The sequence below is a fragment of the Mucilaginibacter sp. GW822-FHT03E02 genome, assembly GCF_058801545.1.
Genome location: NZ_JBXANJ010000004.1, coordinates 54,952 through 73,074, shown reverse-complemented (window position 1 = coordinate 73,074; position 18,123 = coordinate 54,952). Strand labels below are relative to the sequence as shown.

Here is an 18,123-nt window from a genome sequence, read left to right as displayed (position 1 = left end):
GATTATGCTTTGTTAAGGTTTAACGGCAAAAAGCGACAAGTGGTTTTATAAAGTAGCATAATTATATTGATTTACAATACAAAACCTATTTCGGCAACCAAGTATTCTTTTTTACTATGATACCTACTTATAGCGCGATTACTTGCAAAGAATTAATAAAAAACCAATAATATCCATTATATTAGGGTTGCTTTTTTTTATCTTACTATTAATATTTATGACCAAACCTTACCCACCAAACGTCCTGATCTTAAACGTTTTTACCTATTTTTTTAAGTCTGCTGTTAAATTTTCGCTGTTAACTATTTTATTGTTGATGGCGACAGTCCCTATTTTAAGGGCTCAGCAAAAACCAGTGTATAATATACTATGGCGCATTGAAGGTAAGGGACTTACCAAACCATCCTACTTATTTGGCACCATGCACATAAAGGACAGCCGGGCATTCCGGTTCAGCGATTCGGTTATGCTCGCTATTCAAAGCTGCCAGGCATTTGCTTTAGAAATACATCCGGATACCCTGATCAAAAAAATGTTCGCCACCTTAAGCGATAAAGATAGCATCCGTAATGTGCGCAAATGGCTCAGTGATGCCGAGTATAATAAGCTTGCAAAACGTTTTAAAGAAAAAAATGGCTTCCCAATGGGCGACCTCGACCCCATGCGCATTGAAGCTATGATGAAACCCGAAAAGGTAAAGCCCGACGATAAAAAATCGTTTGTTGATGCCTACCTCTATGGCGTTGCACGCTCCATGAGCAAAAATATTTTCGGGCTTGAAAACACGTTGGAAAAATTTGAAGAGCATTATGGCAATCAATCGGATTTTAAAACAAGGGTACAAGATCTTGTAGAAGATAGCAACGAAGAGGAAAAGCTTGACAACCAGGAAAAATTAATAAAGATTTACAGTACCGGTAATTTAGAAACCATAAAAGCGTGCCTTGGCAATGATGAGCTTAACGATGAGGAAATCATCGCCCGTAACAAAGTAATGCTTGCCGGCATCATTGCAAAGATACACCGCCAACCCCTATTCACCGCGGTAGGTGTAGCCCATTTACCAGGCGATAATGGATTGATAACGCTGTTAAAAAACAATGGCTATACAGTTAGCCCGGTAGCTGCTGCATTTACCGGTATAGCAGATAGGTTTAATACCGATTATACCAAACTTAACTGGAAAACATACACAGATGAGGAAAACGGTTATGCTATTGATTTGCCATTTGCACCTATGCAAACCAAAGCGCTTTACGGTATCAGCTCGATAATTTTCCCGGATATGGCCAATGATATGTTTTTTGGCGCCTATGCTGTTCAAAAGGGTACAACGTTAAGGCCAATAACCGAAGATGAGGTGATGCACAAGGCGATCAGTAATTTTTCGATCAATCAAAATAATCATGTCATAAGCAAAACTCCTATTCTGGTTAATGGCTTAAAAGGAACAGATGTAGTATTGCGTACAGGCAAAGCAATTACCCGTTTCAGGGTATTGGTAACCCACAATTACTTATATTGCCTGTATGCAGGCAATACATTACAAAGCATCAACTCGGTTTATGCCAACCGTTTTTTCAACTCCTTTAAAAGCCTTAAGCTTGTTGAAAAAACTGATCCTACCTGGATAACCTTCAAAAATGACACAGCGGCATTTTCTGTTAGCATGCCCGGGCAACCCACATTGCTTAAAAAAGAAGTTCCAAATCCTAAAAACCCAGCTTCAGGCCCGTTTGTAATAACCGTTTATATGGCTACTGATACCAGCAACCTGGAAAACTACCTGGTAAGGTATAACGACTACCCCAAGGGTATGTACCTTGCCAACAAACAAGTGATGCTTGAATCGCTCACCACTGAATTTGAAAAAAAAGGTAAAGTAATTGGAAAACCACGAAAAATTTTTAAAGATGGCAACGAAGGCCGCGAAGCTGATGTAACTTTAAATGAAGTATTATGCAAAGTACAATTGTTTGTGAGGGGCAACCGCACTTACCTGATCATGGAAAGCAACATACCCGAAGTGAAGAGCAAACAAATCAGGAACGCTTTTTTTGAGTCGTTTAAATTTACACCTTATGTCAAAACCACATTTGTCGATTTTGTGTTTGATGGCGGTAACTTTAAGGTTAAAACATTTGCCGATACCAAATCAATTATAGATACAGCTTCTTCTACGTCTTTTTTGGGTAACACAGTATCAACAACTTCAACCAACCCCGCATCGGGCGGTGTGTATATAATGGAACATGCTGCTATCAGCAATTATTACAAGGCTAAAAATGTCGATTCAGTATATAAGCATTTTATAACAAAATCCGTTGGATACCAGGATTCGCTGCTTAAAACAGATACTATTAATGTAAACGGTATTGCCGGAAGGGAATATATTATTCAAAAAAAGGATTCGGAAGATAAAAGGCGCAACCGATTATTTATTATAAATGCCGATGTAATTACACTTAGCGGCTATGTGGCTAATGAGGAATTATTTAGCGACGCAAGTAATACATTTTACAACTCGTTACAAAAAATAAATGAAACCCCGTCATTTAACCTGAGTGGTTCAAAGGCTGAAAAGATAATCAGCGACCTTTCATCGGCAGATACACTTGTGCGCAACAGTGCTAAAGGAGCCCTATCCTACTATGACTTTGAAAAGGATGAACTGCCATATCTTTACAAAGCAATTGAGCGCGTGTACGATGATGATACCGCTAAGTTTGGAGTACGCAGCGCCCTTATTACTACCTTATTAAAAATAAATGACGATAAAACCACCGGTGTTTTGAAATCACTTTATACCGATAAGCATACCAACGACAGGCTTAAGGTAAAAATACTTGGTGCTATCCCCGAAATAAATAAAAAAGAAGGTTATGACATCTACCTCGATCTTTTAACAAATTACCCAATGCTTAAAAGCGATGAATTGTACCGCGCCTTTAGCCCGATGTATGATAGTGTTGAATATGTTGCGGCCAATTTCAATCGCATCCTGCCATTACTTAAATACCCCGAATACAGGAAAAAGCTACTATCGGTAACACAACAGATGACCTATGTTAAAGACAAACAAAAATATGCCGGTTTGTTAAAAAACAACTTCAACCTGCTTACAGCCTACGCTGAGGACGATCTCGATCATTACCTTTCAAAAACAGATACGGTAAATGCCAAATACTTTGCATCGGGGTATAGTTACCTGCAGCTGATGCAATCTGTTAAAAACCAACCAATAACAGATAGATTCACAGCCAAACTTATTAAAAACGGGACAAATGAGTATTATTTTTCAGAAGCCGTTATCACCCGTATCAACAACCATCTTAATATAGATCAGAAACTATTAAACAAGCTTTTGGATAGTATAGATGTACGATATAATTTGATGCAGGCTTTAAATAAAGAAAAACAATTATCAAGGGTGCCGCCTAAATACAAAAAAGCGGATGAGTTTGCCAAGCTATGCCTATATCAATCAATGACGGGTAACGACGATGAGGGAGGTTCTCCAAAAAACATTACGCTTTTAGGTTCCATTTTGGATAAGGGCAATACTTATTATGCCTTTAAATATACCCAGGAATATGACGAAGACAACAACGTATACCTGGCACTTTGCGGGCCTTATAAACAGGGAGTTTCAAAACTTACATTTGGCAATAGCTACCATGCCTATTACGACAGCACCATTAAAAAAACCAACTGGCTGCTACAGGCAAAAAAGATGCTGATAAAGCTAAAAGAACAAAATACAACTGAACTGGCAAATCTGTCTGATTAATTTTTATAAAAAGCCAAAAAAGCCGGATTGTTAAGTAAACGATCCGGCTTTTGTTTTTATAAGATATTGAAAAGGTTAAAACACCTGGTCAAACTGATTAACAGCATCCTTGCTTTCCAGCAACGAGTGGCCCATTAAAAACTCATCTACTTTGCGGGCAGTTTCGCGGCCTTCGGAGATAGCCCAAACTACCAGTGATTGTCCGCGGCGCATATCACCGGCGGCAAATACTTTGCTTACGTTGGTACGGTAAACGCCTTCTTTGGCTTTAACATTTTTACGGTCATCCAGTTCAACCCCTAACTGAGCTAAAAGGCCTGCAGGCTGCGGATACAGGAAACCCATAGCCAGGAACACACGTTGACAAGGAATTTCGCGTTCTGATCCTTCAACCACATGGAATTTTACCGGGCGGCCCATAAAATCCTGCTCCCACTCTACATCTACCACTTTTAACGCACGCAGGTTGCCTTCGTCATCGCCTAAAAACTCCAGGGTATTTACGCCCCAGAAACGATCAGCACCTTCCTCGTGCGAACTGGTGGTTTTAAGCACCATTGGATATGTTGGCCATGGCATATGCTGTGTACGCTGCGCAGGCGGCTGAAACATCACCTCAAATTGTTTGATTGATTTTGCTCCCTGGCGGTTTGATGTACCAACGCAATCGCTGCCGGTATCGCCGCCACCAATTACTACTACATCTTTGCCTGTGGCCAAAATATCATCACCTTCAACAGCAATATCACTTACACGTTTGTTTTGCTGTTTCAAAAAGTCCATCGCAAAATGGATGCCTTTTAATTCCCTGCCGGGGATCATCAGGTTACGAGGCACTGTTGAACCGCCTGCCAGTACTACTGCATCATTGCTGCGCAGTAATTCATCAGCAGCTACGTTAACGCCTACTTCACTGTTCAGCTTAAACACCACACCATCTTTTTCCATTACTTCAATACGGCGTTCCACTACGGTTTTCTCTAATTTAAAATCAGGAATACCATAGCGCAATAAACCTCCCGGTTTATCATCGCGCTCGTAAACAGTTACTGCGTGGCCTGCCTTTACCAATTGCGCTGCAGCAGCCAAACCGGCCGGACCAGAGCCTATTACAGCCACTTTTTTGCCCGATTTTACTAAAGGCGCAGTTGGTTTTACCAGATTTTTCTGGTAAGCAATTTCGATGATATGTTTTTCAATTTCCTCGATAGCTACAGCCGGTTTATTGATACCTAACACACAGGCAGACTCGCATGGTGCAGGGCAAATACGGCCTGTAAACTCCGGGAAATTATTAGTTGATGATAAAATATGGTAAGCTTCCTCCCAGTTTTGACGATACACGGCATCGTTAAACTCCGGGATAATATTACCCAGCGGGCATCCCGAATGGCAAAAAGGGATACCGCAATTCATACAACGGGCCGATTGCTGGTTCAGCTTCTCGTCGGTATATAAATTAACAAACTCTTTATAGTTTTTTACGCGTTCAGCAGCGGGAACCTTAGTTGGTAATTCCCTGTTAAACTCCTGAAATCCTGTTGGTTTTCCCATTGAAATTTAGCCTATTGTTTGATATTGTAACTTCTCTACTACTTTTTTATACTCTTTTGGATACACCTTCACAAATTGTGTAGATGCCTCGGCCCAGTTAGCCAGGATCTGCTGTGCAAGCTTGCTGCCGGTAAGGCTTACGTGCTTACGCAGTAAGGTAAGTATCTGTTCTTCATCCTGTAACGATAATGGATCAAGATCCACCATCTCGGTATTACAGTTCTCGGCAAAGCTGTTATCCGGGTTATAAATCCAGGCTAAACCGCCGCTCATACCAGCCGCGAAGTTGCGTCCTGTTTTACCAAGGATAAGCGCACGGCCACCGGTCATGTACTCACAACCATGGTCGCCAATACCCTCAACAACAGTAGTAGCACCAGAGTTACGTACCGCGAAACGTTCGCCTGCCATACCGCCTATAAATACCTCGCCGGATGTTGCACCATATAAGGCAACGTTACCAATGATGATATTATCTTCCGGCGTGAAAGTAGCTTTCGCCGATGGATAAATGGCCAGTTGTGCACCTGATAACCCTTTACCTACATAGTCATTAGCTTCGCCTTCCAACTCAAAAGAAATACCTTTGGTAGCAAAAGCACCGAAACTTTGCCCGGCCGAGCCTTTGAATTTGTAGTTAATGGTATTGTCGGGTAAGCCAGCCGAACCATAGATCTTCGAGATCTCGTTTGACAACAAGGTGCCTATGGTACGGTTAACGTTGATGACATCAAATGATGCAAATACTGGCGTTTTATCTTCGAGGGCAGGTTGAGCTGCTGCTAATAGCTGCCAATCCAATATCTCATCCATACCATGATCCTGCTTTTCGCTGTTGTAAAGCGTCATGCCTTTGGTATTGGTAACCGGATGTAATATGCCGCTCAGGTCAATCTTTTTAGCCTTCCAGCTTTCCAGGTGATCTTTCACTTTCAGGAACTGAACACGGCCAACCATTTCATTAATGGTACGAAAACCTAATTCGGCCATAATCTCGCGCAGTTCTTCAGCCATAAATTTAAACAGGTTCACTACGTGATCTGCCTTACCGCTAAACAGTTTCCTTAATTCAGGATCTTGCGTGGCAACCCCTACAGGGCAGGTATTTAAGTGACACTTACGCATCATGATACAACCACCGGCTACAAGCGCCGCTGTTGCAACGCCCCATTCTTCGGCGCCCATCAAAGCTGCAATGGCCAAATCGCGACCGGTTTTTAGCTGGCCATCTGTTTGTAATACCACTCGGCTGCGTAATTTATTGCGTACCAATGTTTGATGAGCCTCGGTTAAGCCAAGCTCCCAAGGTAAGCCTGCATGTTTTACCGAACTTATTGGCGATGCACCTGTACCGCCATCATATCCGGCAATCAGGATAACATCGGCATGTGCTTTGGCCACACCTGCAGCTATAGTACCCACACCTGCTTTTGATACCAATTTTACATTGATACGTGCAGCACGGTTGGCATTTTTTAAATCGAATATCAATTGCGCCAAATCCTCGATAGAGTAAATATCGTGGTGTGGCGGCGGAGAGATTAAACCTACGCCAGGAGTTGAGTGACGGGTTTTAGCAATCCAGTCATCGACTTTATGGCCCGGAAGTTGTCCGCCTTCGCCTGGCTTGGCACCTTGCGCCATTTTTATCTGCAATTCATCGGCATTGGTCAGGTAATTTGAGGTTACCCCAAAACGTGCAGATGCTACTTGCTTAATAGCCGAACGCATAGAATCGCCATTGGCCATTCTTTCATAACGCATCTCGTCCTCACCACCTTCACCGGTGTTGCTTTTGCCACCTATGCGGTTCATGGCAATAGCCATGGTGCTATGCGCTTCGTGTGATATAGAGCCGAATGACATGGCGCCTGTTGCAAAGCGTTTCATGATATTTTCGGCCGGTTCAACTTCGTCGATGCTGATAGCTTCGCGGTGATGGGCAAAGTCAAGCAATCCACGAATGGTAAAGTGCTTTTCGGTTTGCTCGTTAATTGCTTTAGCGTAATTTTTGTACACGTTATAATCATTGCTACGGGTAGCGTGTTGTAATAAGTGTACAGTGGTTGGGTTAAATAAGTGCGCTTCGCCCCTGCGTTTCCATTGGTAAATACCACCTTCGGGCAATAAATTGTCGGCTCCCTTGGTGTTAAAGCCCATGCGATGTTTACATAAAGCTTCGCGGGCTATTTCGTCAAGACCTAAACCGCCAATACGGGTAACAGCTCCGCAGAAATATTTATCTACGACCGTTTTATTTAAACCTAATATTTCAAAAACCTGCGAACCATGGTATGATTGTAAGGTCGAGATCCCCATTTTAGAGAAGATCTTCAACAAACCATCATTTATAGATTTTACGTAGTTTTTTTGTAATGTTTTAATATCATGGCTGGTTTCTAAACTGCCGTTGTTTTTAACGGTTTCGATAGTTGCCAAAGCCAGGTACGGGTTGATAGCTGTAGCGCCAAATGCCAGCAAGCAGGCAAAGTGATGCACTTCCCACGCATCCCCGGTTTCAACAACCAAACCTACAGCGCCGCGGCGACCTTTTTTAATCAGGTGATGATGTACCGCAGATACAGCTAACAATGTAGGGATGGGCGCGTGCTCCGAATCTACAGCACGATCCGACAAGATCAGTACTTCAAATCCATCATCAACGGCATCTTCTGCATAGCGGCAAAGCCTTGCTATACCTTTTTCTAACGAGCCGGGCATACCATCGGCTACAAAGTAAGTTTGCAGCGTTTTGGCATGGAAAAGGCCGGTATCAATACTCCGTAGTTTTTCTAACTGGTGATTTTTTAATATCGGGTGTTTTAAAACCACACAATGACAGTGCATTTTATCTTCATCCAGCAAGTTACCATTGTTACCGATAAAGGTTGCCAAACTCATTACCAGGCGCTCGCGGATCGGGTCGATAGGCGGGTTGGTTACCTGGGCAAAAAATTGCTTAAAGTAGCTTGATAAATGTTGTGGTTTATCAGATAAGATAGCCAAAGGCACATCGGTACCCATCGAGCCTACGGGCTCTTTACCATCAACAGCCATTGGCTTAATAATGGTATCTATATCCTCGCGGCTGTAACCAAATACCTGCTGGTAACGGAATACAGAAGCTTCTGAAAGCTGGGCGAATGCCAAACGTGGTTCAGTAAGTTCGCTCAGGTTTATTTTATAATTTTCCAGCCAGCGGCCATAAGGCTGCCTTGAAGAAATTTGTTTTTTTATTTCATCGTCGGTAATGATCCTGCCTTTTTCGGTATCAATCAGCAGCATTTTACCAGGCTGCAAACGGCCTTTACGTACTACAGTACTTTCGTCAATAGTCAGTGTACCTGCCTCTGACGCTGCTATAACGCGACCATCGTTGGTAATTACATAGCGCAACGGGCGAAGGCCATTCCTATCCAATAAAGCACCTACCAGTTTACCATCGGTAAAGGTGATAGCAGCCGGGCCATCCCATGGCTCCATCAAAGTAGCATGGTATTCGTAAAACGCCTTTTTAATAGGATCCATGTGTACGTTGCCGTCCCATGCCTCGGGTACCAGCATCATCATTACATGTGGTAACGAACGGCCCGAGTGTAACAGAATTTCGATGATATTATCCAGACAGGCAGAGTCTGACTGGTTGTTATCAATCACCGGCATAATCATTTCCATTTCTTCAGCCGTGAAGTACGACGAAGCATATGATTTTAAACCTGCATAAAACCAGTTTAAGTTACCTGTTAAAGTATTGATCTCGCCATTATGGGCAATCAGGCGGAAAGGCTGAGCCAGTTTCCACGATGGGAAAGTATTGGTAGAGAAACGTGAATGGATCATGGCAAAGCCAGATGCAATACGCGGATCAGTTAAATCAGCATAATATTTACGCAACTGGTAAGTAGTTACCTGGCCTTTGTAAACAATTGTTTTGCAGGACAACGAGGTAAAATAAAAATATTCAGATGCACCCGGGATGGTATCCGTAATAGTTTTATTGATGTACCTGCGTAATATAAAAAGCTTCCGCTCAAAGTCATCCGCATTGGTAATGTGGTGCGGGCGGGCAATAAATATCTGCTCCACATCCGGCTCGGCCTGGCGGGCTGTTTCGCCAACTGCCATTGAATCGACGGTCAATTTGCGGTAACCTAATTTAACAAGGCCAAGCTTTTCTATTGCATTGGTAATCACAATGCGGCAGGCCTTTTTTTGCGCCGAGTCTTTAGGGAAAAAGATCATCCCAACACCATACTCGCCCGGTTCGGGCAGGCTGATCTCGAGGTTTGAGCATTCTTCCATCAAAAACTCATGGGGCAGCTGTATTAATATACCGGCACCATCGCCGGTTTCAGGATCACATCCGCAGGCACCGCGGTGTTCCATGTTCTCGAGCATCGTAAGCGCATCATCAATAATCTGGTTACTTTTATGACCATTTATGTTGGTTATAAATCCAGTTCCGCACGAATCGTGTTCAAATTCTGGCCTGTAAAGGCCCTGGTTGCTATCAGTTTGATTCATCTTTTAGAGTAAACCGTTTATAAAGGGGTGTAACAACGAAGTTACCAATTTACAAATAAATTATAAAATTTATCGGAATTTTTAAAGATTTCTAAAAAATCGATTATTTAGATCATATTTATTTAACAAAATGACAACATAAACAATCAATTATTATGATTAAGTAAATGAAATATGTTGTTTTCTTATTTAGAATCGGTATAAAGTTGCACCAATTTACCGCTATTCATTTATACAATCGGTAAATATACCAATAACAGAATAAAATTTTGTTGGTTAAATCTATGTGAGGAGTAGACTATTTTGGGAAAGTTGATGGTTCATAGATCATGGTTCATGGCCGGATACATAAGATGGCATATTTAGCTGCACGGAACTACTTACATTAAGCAAAAAACGGCCATGAACTATGAACCATTAACTATGAACACATAAAAAACTACTAACTTCGCCAAAAATTAAAATTAGATGTCTGCAAAAGTTAAAGCCGTTTTTTTAGATCGCGATGGAGTATTGAACCAGGAAATGGGCGATTATGTTCGCCGTTTCGAGGATTTTCATGTACTTGATAATTTTGATGCCCTTAAAACTTTGCAGGATAGGGGCTACATGCTACTGGTAGCCACCAACCAGGGCGGCTTGGCTAAAGGCTGGTATACCGAAGAGGAGTTGGCAAAAATGCACCATCACTTAAAAACTGTATATGCTGAGCATGGTGTAATTATAACCGACTTTTTTTACTGCCCGCACCATCCTAATTTTACCGGCGACTGCGATTGCCGCAAGCCAAAACCAGGATTGTTACTACAAGGCATTGCCAAATATAATATTGACCCTGCCCTATCCTATTTTATAGGCGACCGCGAGCGCGATGTGGAAGCAGGCACCCTGGCTGGTGTTAAAGGCATTTTGATTGACAGCGATCAGCCGATTAGCACCGTATTGGATTTGATTGCGTAGAGCCAGCCCCACCCAAACCCTCCCCGGCAGGGGGGGGCTTTAAAAGAAAGCTGATAAAAACTCTCCCCTACCGGGGGAGATTTAGAGAGGGCTTGGGCTGGGCTTTTTAACTATTTTTAAAACATTTTACCCGCTTACAACTTTTACAACTAAATTTAACAGTAAAAAAGTCCTATGCAGCTAAGCCGCTATTTAAAAAACTACGACACATTTATTGCCGCGGTACTTGGCTTTGTTGCAATACAACTGTTTTGCAGTTATAGCGGTATTGGTATATCGCCAGACTCTATTATGTACACCAGCGCTGCCCGGAGCTTGAACACTAATGGCACGTTGCAAACATTTAACCATATCCCTATTGTTGATTTCCCGGTATTTTACCCCATATTTTTAGGGAGCATTATGTTTATTACCCGCATAGATCCTGTTGTTTTTGGCGCGGTATTGAATGGTTTGATGTTTGCCACGCTCATTTATACCGCCGGTTGGATCATGCAGCGTTTTGTGCCCGCAAACCGCGTTTACAAGTGGCTGATGCTGGTAGCCATTATATTAAGTCCGGCGTTATTGCAGGTATACTCCTACTTATGGTCCGAAACGTTATTTATAGTAGAAACCTTGTTTTTCCTGGTTGCTTTCAGACAGTATTTGCTGAAGCATACGGTTAAAGCCTTGATAGTAGCGGCTTTAATTGCCGCAATAAGCTGCGTTACCCGTTATGCCGCAGTTACCATTGTTGGCACCGGTGGCTTACTTTTATTGCTGGACAGGGTTTTGCCGCTTAAAAAGAAGATCATACATATTATTATATACGGAGGTGTTTGCATTTCGCTATTGGTAAGTAACTTGGTTTTCAATGCTTTTATGTCGGGCACTACTACCGGGCCGCGGGAGCCTTCAATAACCTCATTTGGCAAAAACCTGTATTACTTTGGCAACGTGGTTTGCGACTGGATGGGGCTTACACCTAACCAATACTGGTTATCTGTGCCATTGGCTATTTTAATATTCGGTGGTTTTATAGCTGCCCTGGCTTACAACTATTACCGCAGGCACCTGGATAGTTTTGAAAACCTTGCCATAACTTTTGCTTTGGTGTATGGCTTATTTATAGTGGTCTCTTCAACCTTTTCGCGGTACGAGCGTATTAACCATCGCCTGCTGGCACCTATATACATTCCCGCGCTTTGGGGTTATACCAGTTGGGGCCTGCTGCTGCTCAAAAAAATAGTCAATGATAATACCCGCAAAATAGTTGGCGCTATTATGATCGTCCTGATGCTGGGCTTTGTAACCAAAGAATTTTTTATCGACAAAAACCGCTACGACGACCAGGTAAGGGACGAGTATGGCAACCCCGGCTACACCGACGAAAGTTGGATGGATTCGCCCTTCGCGGCTTATCTTAAAACAATGGATAAGAGCCAATTTGATCCAAAAGTTACGATTTATACAGATGCGCACGAAGCTGTTTACTTTTTCTCGGGCATGTCATCCTACCTGGTGCCTCATCGGTTTTTTAAAAAGGATATAGCCAAATTTTACACTTTTAAGCACTATTACCTTATCTGGTTTAAAAGCCTCGAAAACCCGGAACTGATCAACATAAAGGATATCCAAAAAGTAAAACAGCTGAGGCTGATCAAAGATTTTGGAGACGAGGGTGGCATTTATGAATATGATGAAAGTCAGAATCAGAATTTACAGAATTAAAGGATGGACAGAATCTTAAAGTTTGTTAATTCGTTAATTTCGTTCAACAATCCCGGCTGAGACAAAATTCTGTTAATGCTCAAATTCTGTAAATTCTGATTCTGACAAATTCTCCCAAATCCATAAAATTCTGATTTAATTTTGATTTAAAAAACATCTGTCTATATTTGCGCCAGACTTACCCGTATACTATAAAAAAATGAACGGTATCGCATTACATCATCTTCATCTGCATCACCACCATGTGGTGATCAGCTAATATGTATGTTTCTACGCGAAATAACAACCTCCGTTTGTACTCTTTTTTATTATAGTTCATAAATTCAATTCTTTTGAAAACACTTAAAATAGCGATCCAGAAATCTGGTCGTCTCAACGAAAAATCTGTCGAATTATTAAAAAATTGCGGCTTAAACTTCGAAAACTACAAAAGTTCACTAATCTCGCCTGTTTCCAATTTCCCTTTAGAGATTCTTTTTCTGCGCGATGATGATATCCCCGAATATGTTCAGGATGGCATTGCCGACCTGGGTATAGTAGGCGAAAATGTGATAGAAGAAACCGAAGTTGAAGTAAGCTATCTGCAGCGTCTTGGCTTTGGCAAATGCTCGCTTAAAATAGCGGTACCAAACAATAATGATATTGCTACCCTTGCCGATTTAAATGGTAAAGCTATAGCTACTACCTACCCTGTGATATTGGGCAAATTCCTGAAAGCCCAGGGTATCGAATCAGATATCCGTACCATTTCGGGCTCGGTTGAAATCTCTCCCGGCCTGGGCTTGTCTGATGCTATTTGCGATTTGGTATCAACCGGCGGTACGCTAAAAAGCAATGGTTTAAAAGCATTTGCCGATGTAATGTCATCAGAAGCCATTCTGATTAGCAGTAAAGCCACTGAAAGCAATCACCTTGTTCAGGAATTGATACAACGCATCCAATCGGTTTTACGCGCCAAAGAGACTAAGTACGTGGTACTTAACGTTCATAAAGATAACCTTGATACGGTGATTGCTTTATTGCCGGGGGTTAAAAGCCCATCGGTAGTGCCATTGGCCGAAGCTGATTGGGTTGCAGTACACACCGTTATACCGGAGCGCGATTTTTGGGACAGGATAAGCCAGCTAAAACAAGCCGGCGCGCAAGGCATTGTAGTAATGCCGATTGAGAAGATAATATTGTAAAAAGCCCCACCCAAACCCTCCCCGGTAGGGAGGGCTTAAAAACCTGGGGGCTATGAAATAAAAAAACAAAAGTCTCCCCTACCGGGGGAGATTTAGAGGGGGCTCGGCTCTATGAAACTATTTAAGTATTCAGAACTTACTGCAAAAGATATCCAGAAACTGGTTCAGCGTAATGTCGACCCGGCTAATGAGATTCGTGCCGTTGTGGAGGAAGTGATTGCCAATGTGCAACAGCATGGCGACAGCGCTTTGATTGACTATGCCCAAAAGTTTGATAAGGTAACGCTAAGTAAACTTTTTTTGGATAAGGCAGAGTTGGAGGAACTGGCTGAAGCTATTACGCCAGAGCAAAAAAATGCCCTGGAAACCGCTTACAGCAATATTTACAAATTCCACCAAACACAGCTAAAAACCGAGGATAAGGTAGAAACCATGCCCGGCGTTACATGCTGGCGCGAGTTAAGGCCGATTGAAAAAGTTGGTTTATATATCCCCGGCGGATCGGCAGTGTTGCCAAGCACATTTTTAATGCTGGGCATTCCGGCGCGTATTGCCGGCTGCCACGAAATTGTAGTTTGCTCGCCGCCGCAAAAAAGCGGCAAAGTAAATGCCTTTATAGCGTATGTGGCATTATTGTTAGGCATCGATAAAATTTATTTAGCGGGTGGTTCGCAGGCAATAGCCGCGATGGCCTACGGAACAGAGAGCATTACTAAGGTTGATAAAATATTTGGCCCTGGCAACCAATTTGTAACCAAGGCTAAAACGCTTATTCAATCAACCACTACAACAGCTATCGATATGCCTGCCGGACCGTCGGAAGTTTTGGTTATTGCAGATGATACCGCTATACCGGCGTACATCGCGGCTGATTTATTGGCACAGGCCGAACATGGCATTGATAGTCAATCGGTTTTAGTTTGCACATCGGCTGCAATTGCAGAGGCTACATTAGCAGAAATAGAAAAACAATTACCCGTGTTACCGAGGGCCGAAATTGCCGGTTTAGCGTTGGATAACTCCTACATTGTAGTAACATCCAGCCTGGCCGAAGCAATGGATTTCAGCAACCGGTATGCACCTGAACACTTAATTTTGGCAACCCATAGCTGGGAGCAGATAACCGGAAGCATCATTAATGCCGGCTCAGTTTTCCTTGGAAATTTAACGCCCGAGAGTGCCGGCGATTATGCATCGGGCACCAACCATACTTTGCCAACCAGCAGTTATGCAAGGGCTTACTCGGGCGTATCGGTAGATTCGTTTGTGAAAAAAATCACGTTTCAGCACATCACCCGCGAGGGAATTCAAAATATTGGCCACACAGTTGAAATTTTGGCCGAGATGGAAGGATTGCATGCGCACAGGAATGCGGTATCAATAAGAAGTAACAATTAAAATGAAGTCTTTAGCCTACTTATCATTGATTATTTTGATTACCGCTTGTCATTCTGGTTCAAAAACAGAATCAGCAGATACCGTTGTAAAAAAAGAAACCGTAACAGACACGAGTGCGGAAAAAAAAGCAACCGAAAATTCGGTATTTAAACCATACCAGTTCAACGGGGATTACACAGTTATAGATACTGGCTTTTTAGATTTGACTGTTATGGAAGCCACTTACGCTATTATAACCAAAAATGGAAAACTCGTTGATACTATTGACAAGGATTATGGTATTCAAAAAATTGACGACGGCCATTATTTATATTTAACAGTAACAGGTACCGGGCCACTTGAGGCAAATGCTTCAGGTAAAAGTGGCTTCAAGAAACAACTTAGCGGTTCATTAGGCCATTACGTTATTACAGGGAACGAAAACAAGCAACATCTATCAGGCTTAACAACAGGTTTAGATGATTATTTTTCTTCGCCATCAGTCATAAATGGCAAAATCTATTTTTGGCAAATCAAAAAGATAGGCAAAGACGGCAACAACCAAATTTCGGCAGCTGTATATGACCCCGCAACAAAAAAAACTGTAAGTCAATACATTAAGGACGACTTTATAGAAACCGATGATGCTGGTTATTTTGCTGCTCCCTACCATCAAAAAGACACTATCTACTTTGATAATGGCGAAAATGACAAATTAAAAAAGTTCGACAAAGATTTAAAGTCTTATAATTAGAATGTACAATATCAATAATATACTCAGAGAGAACATCAAAAAGCTTGTGCCCTATTCATCGGCACGAGATGAGTACCAGGGCGAGGCCAGTGTTTTTTTAGATGCCAATGAAAATGCCTATGGTTCGCCGTTAGCAAAGCAATTTAACCGCTACCCCGATCCTATGCAATACGCCATAAAAATGCGTTTAAGCGAGATTAAGGGAGTACCTGCCCGCAACATATTTATAGGTAACGGCAGCGATGAAGCCATCGATATCCTGTTCCGTAGCTTTTGTAACCCAGGTGTTGATAACGTGATCCTGGTGCCGCCTACTTATGGTATGTACGAGGTATCGGCCAACATCAATGATGTGGAGGCCCGGAAGGTTTTGCTGACTGAAGATTACCAGTTGAACTTAGAAGGCATTGCCGAAGCCATTGATGAGCATACCAAGCTGATATTTATATGTTCGCCCAATAACCCTACGGGCAATTCTATTAACCGTGCTGATGTTGAAACACTGCTGGCAAACTTTAATGGCATTGTAGTAGTTGATGAAGCCTATATCAATTTCAGCAGGCAAAAAACCTTTATACAGGAACTTACCGAGTATGCCAACCTGGTGGTAATGCAAACTTTATCCAAGGCATGGGGTCTGGCTGGCTTGCGTGTTGGAATGGCCTTTGCCAGCGAAGAGATTATCGAGGTTATGAATAAAGTGAAGCCGCCTTATAACGTTAACGAATCATCGCAGCAACTGGCATTAGAAGCACTGGCAAACGTTGACCAGGTAAATGGCTGGATAAAAGAAACGCTTTTACAACGCGACAGGCTGGTACTCGCTTTAAAGGAATTTGATTTTGTGGTAGATATCTATCCATCAGATGCCAACTTTATTTTGGTAAAAACAACTGATGCCAACGGGATTTATAAATTTTTAGTCGGTAAAGGCATCATTGTACGCAACCGTTCAAAAATTGAACTGTGCGAGGGCAGCTTACGCATTACCGTGGGCACCCCCGAAGAAAATTCGATTTTATTAGAGACCTTAAAAAGCTTTGATAAGCAGTAGAAAAACATAATCACTAATTCAATAATTCAAAAATCAATAATTATATTGATGAGCAAGCTGCAAAAAATACTCTTTGTTGATCGTGACGGCACCATGATTAAAGAACCTGCGGATGAGCAGATAGACTCGTTTGCCAAACTGGAGTTTTACCCAGGTGCGTTAACTTATCTGCCCAAAATAGCCAAAGAACTTGATTTTGAATTGGTAATGGTTACCAACCAGGACGGCTTAGGCACATCGGTTTATCCCGAAGATACGTTTTGGCCGGTACATAATTTTATTCTTAAAACGTTTGAAAGCGAGGGCGTAAAATTTGCCAACCAAATTATCGACCGCACCTTTGCTGCCGACAAAGCCCCTACCCGGAAACCGGGAACTGCCTTACTTACACAATACTTCGATACGGAGAAATACGACCTGAAAAACTCCTTCACTATCGGCGACAGGAAGAATGATGTATTGCTTGGCAAAAATTTAGGTGCTAAAGCAATCTGGTTAAATAACCAATCTAACTTAGGCGGTGGCGAATTTACCGAAGCTGATCACATCGGCGATACCATAGCATTAGAAACTACCGACTGGCAAAAAATCTACGAATTTCTGAAACTGGGCGAGCGCGTGGTTGAGCATCGCCGTAGCACCAAAGAAACAGATATCTTCATCAAAATAAATCTGGATGGTACCGGCGAAGCCAAAGTATCAACCGGGCTGCATTTTTTTGACCACATGCTTGATCAGATTGCCCGTCACGGCAGCATCGACCTGGAAGTGGTTGCCAAAGGCGATCTTCATATTGACGAGCACCACACTGTTGAAGATACCGGTATCGCTTTAGGCGAGATTTTTGCCAAAGCTTTGGGCAACAAAATGGGTATTGAACGCTATGGTTTTTGCCTGCCCATGGATGATTGCCTGGCGCAGGCAGCTATTGATTTTGGCGGCCGCAACTGGATAGTTTGGGATGCCGAATTTAAACGTGAAAAAGTTGGCGATGTGCCAACCGAAATGTTTTACCATTTCTTCAAATCATTCAGCGACGCGGCAAAATGCAATTTGAACATAAAAGCCGAAGGACAGAACGAACATCATAAAATAGAAGCTATATTTAAAGCCTTTGCGAAGGCAATAAAAATGGCCGTTAAACGTGATGTAGATAAGATGGTTTTACCAAGCACTAAGGGACTTTTATAACAGCCCCCTAACCCCCTGAAGG

Annotated in this window: 10 protein-coding genes; 8 read left to right on the top strand and 2 right to left on the bottom strand. The window is 42.3% G+C overall.

The features are described 5' to 3' along the window. The first annotated feature begins 217 nt into the window (after positions 1–217). Positions 218–3,790, top strand: a complete 3,573-nt coding sequence (locus AC1RM2_RS34035) for a TraB/GumN family protein (RefSeq protein WP_492989568.1) — start codon at positions 218–220, stop codon at positions 3,788–3,790. 75 nt (positions 3,791–3,865) lie between these two features. Here the strand turns inward: AC1RM2_RS34035 and AC1RM2_RS34030 are convergent, their stop codons facing one another. Further along, on the bottom strand, positions 3,866–5,344 hold the full coding sequence (locus AC1RM2_RS34030; protein ID WP_492989567.1) for a glutamate synthase subunit beta: 1,479 nt from the start codon (positions 5,342–5,344) through the stop codon (positions 3,866–3,868). A gap of 6 nt (positions 5,345–5,350) precedes the next feature. Further along, positions 5,351–9,868, bottom strand: coding sequence for a glutamate synthase large subunit (gene gltB, locus AC1RM2_RS34025; protein ID WP_492989566.1), 4,518 nt, complete (start codon positions 9,866–9,868; stop codon positions 5,351–5,353). Positions 9,869–10,336: 468 nt separating this feature from the next. Between gltB and AC1RM2_RS34020 the strand changes: the two genes are divergently transcribed. The 7 genes from AC1RM2_RS34020 to hisB all read left to right on the top strand — a co-directional run bounded on the left by AC1RM2_RS34020 (position 10,337) and on the right by hisB (position 18,101). After that, entirely contained in the window at positions 10,337–10,828 is a 492-nt protein-coding gene (locus AC1RM2_RS34020; RefSeq protein WP_439697381.1) for a D-glycero-alpha-D-manno-heptose-1,7-bisphosphate 7-phosphatase, read from the top strand. A 174-nt stretch (positions 10,829–11,002) separates the two neighbouring features. Continuing rightward, complete coding sequence (locus tag AC1RM2_RS34015; RefSeq protein WP_492989565.1) at positions 11,003–12,541, top strand: hypothetical protein; 1,539 nt, start codon at positions 11,003–11,005, stop codon at positions 12,539–12,541. A 332-nt stretch (positions 12,542–12,873) separates the two neighbouring features. Next, entirely contained in the window at positions 12,874–13,725 is an 852-nt protein-coding gene (gene hisG / locus AC1RM2_RS34010) for an ATP phosphoribosyltransferase (RefSeq protein ID WP_492989564.1), read from the top strand. Positions 13,726–13,836: 111 nt separating this feature from the next. Continuing rightward, entirely contained in the window at positions 13,837–15,123 is a 1,287-nt protein-coding gene (hisD, locus tag AC1RM2_RS34005; protein ID WP_492989563.1) for a histidinol dehydrogenase, read from the top strand. Between the two features lies 1 nt (position 15,124). After that, complete coding sequence (locus AC1RM2_RS34000) at positions 15,125–15,856, top strand: hypothetical protein (RefSeq protein ID WP_492989562.1); 732 nt, start codon at positions 15,125–15,127, stop codon at positions 15,854–15,856. Between the two features lies 1 nt (position 15,857). Continuing rightward, positions 15,858–16,910, top strand: coding sequence for a histidinol-phosphate transaminase (gene hisC / locus AC1RM2_RS33995; protein WP_492989561.1), 1,053 nt, complete (start codon positions 15,858–15,860; stop codon positions 16,908–16,910). 48 nt (positions 16,911–16,958) lie between these two features. Then, positions 16,959–18,101 carry a bifunctional histidinol-phosphatase/imidazoleglycerol-phosphate dehydratase HisB gene (hisB, locus tag AC1RM2_RS33990; RefSeq protein WP_492989560.1) on the top strand — a complete coding sequence of 381 codons (1,143 nt, stop codon included), beginning with the start codon at positions 16,959–16,961 and terminating at the stop codon, positions 18,099–18,101. Positions 18,102–18,123 lie beyond the last annotated feature (22 nt).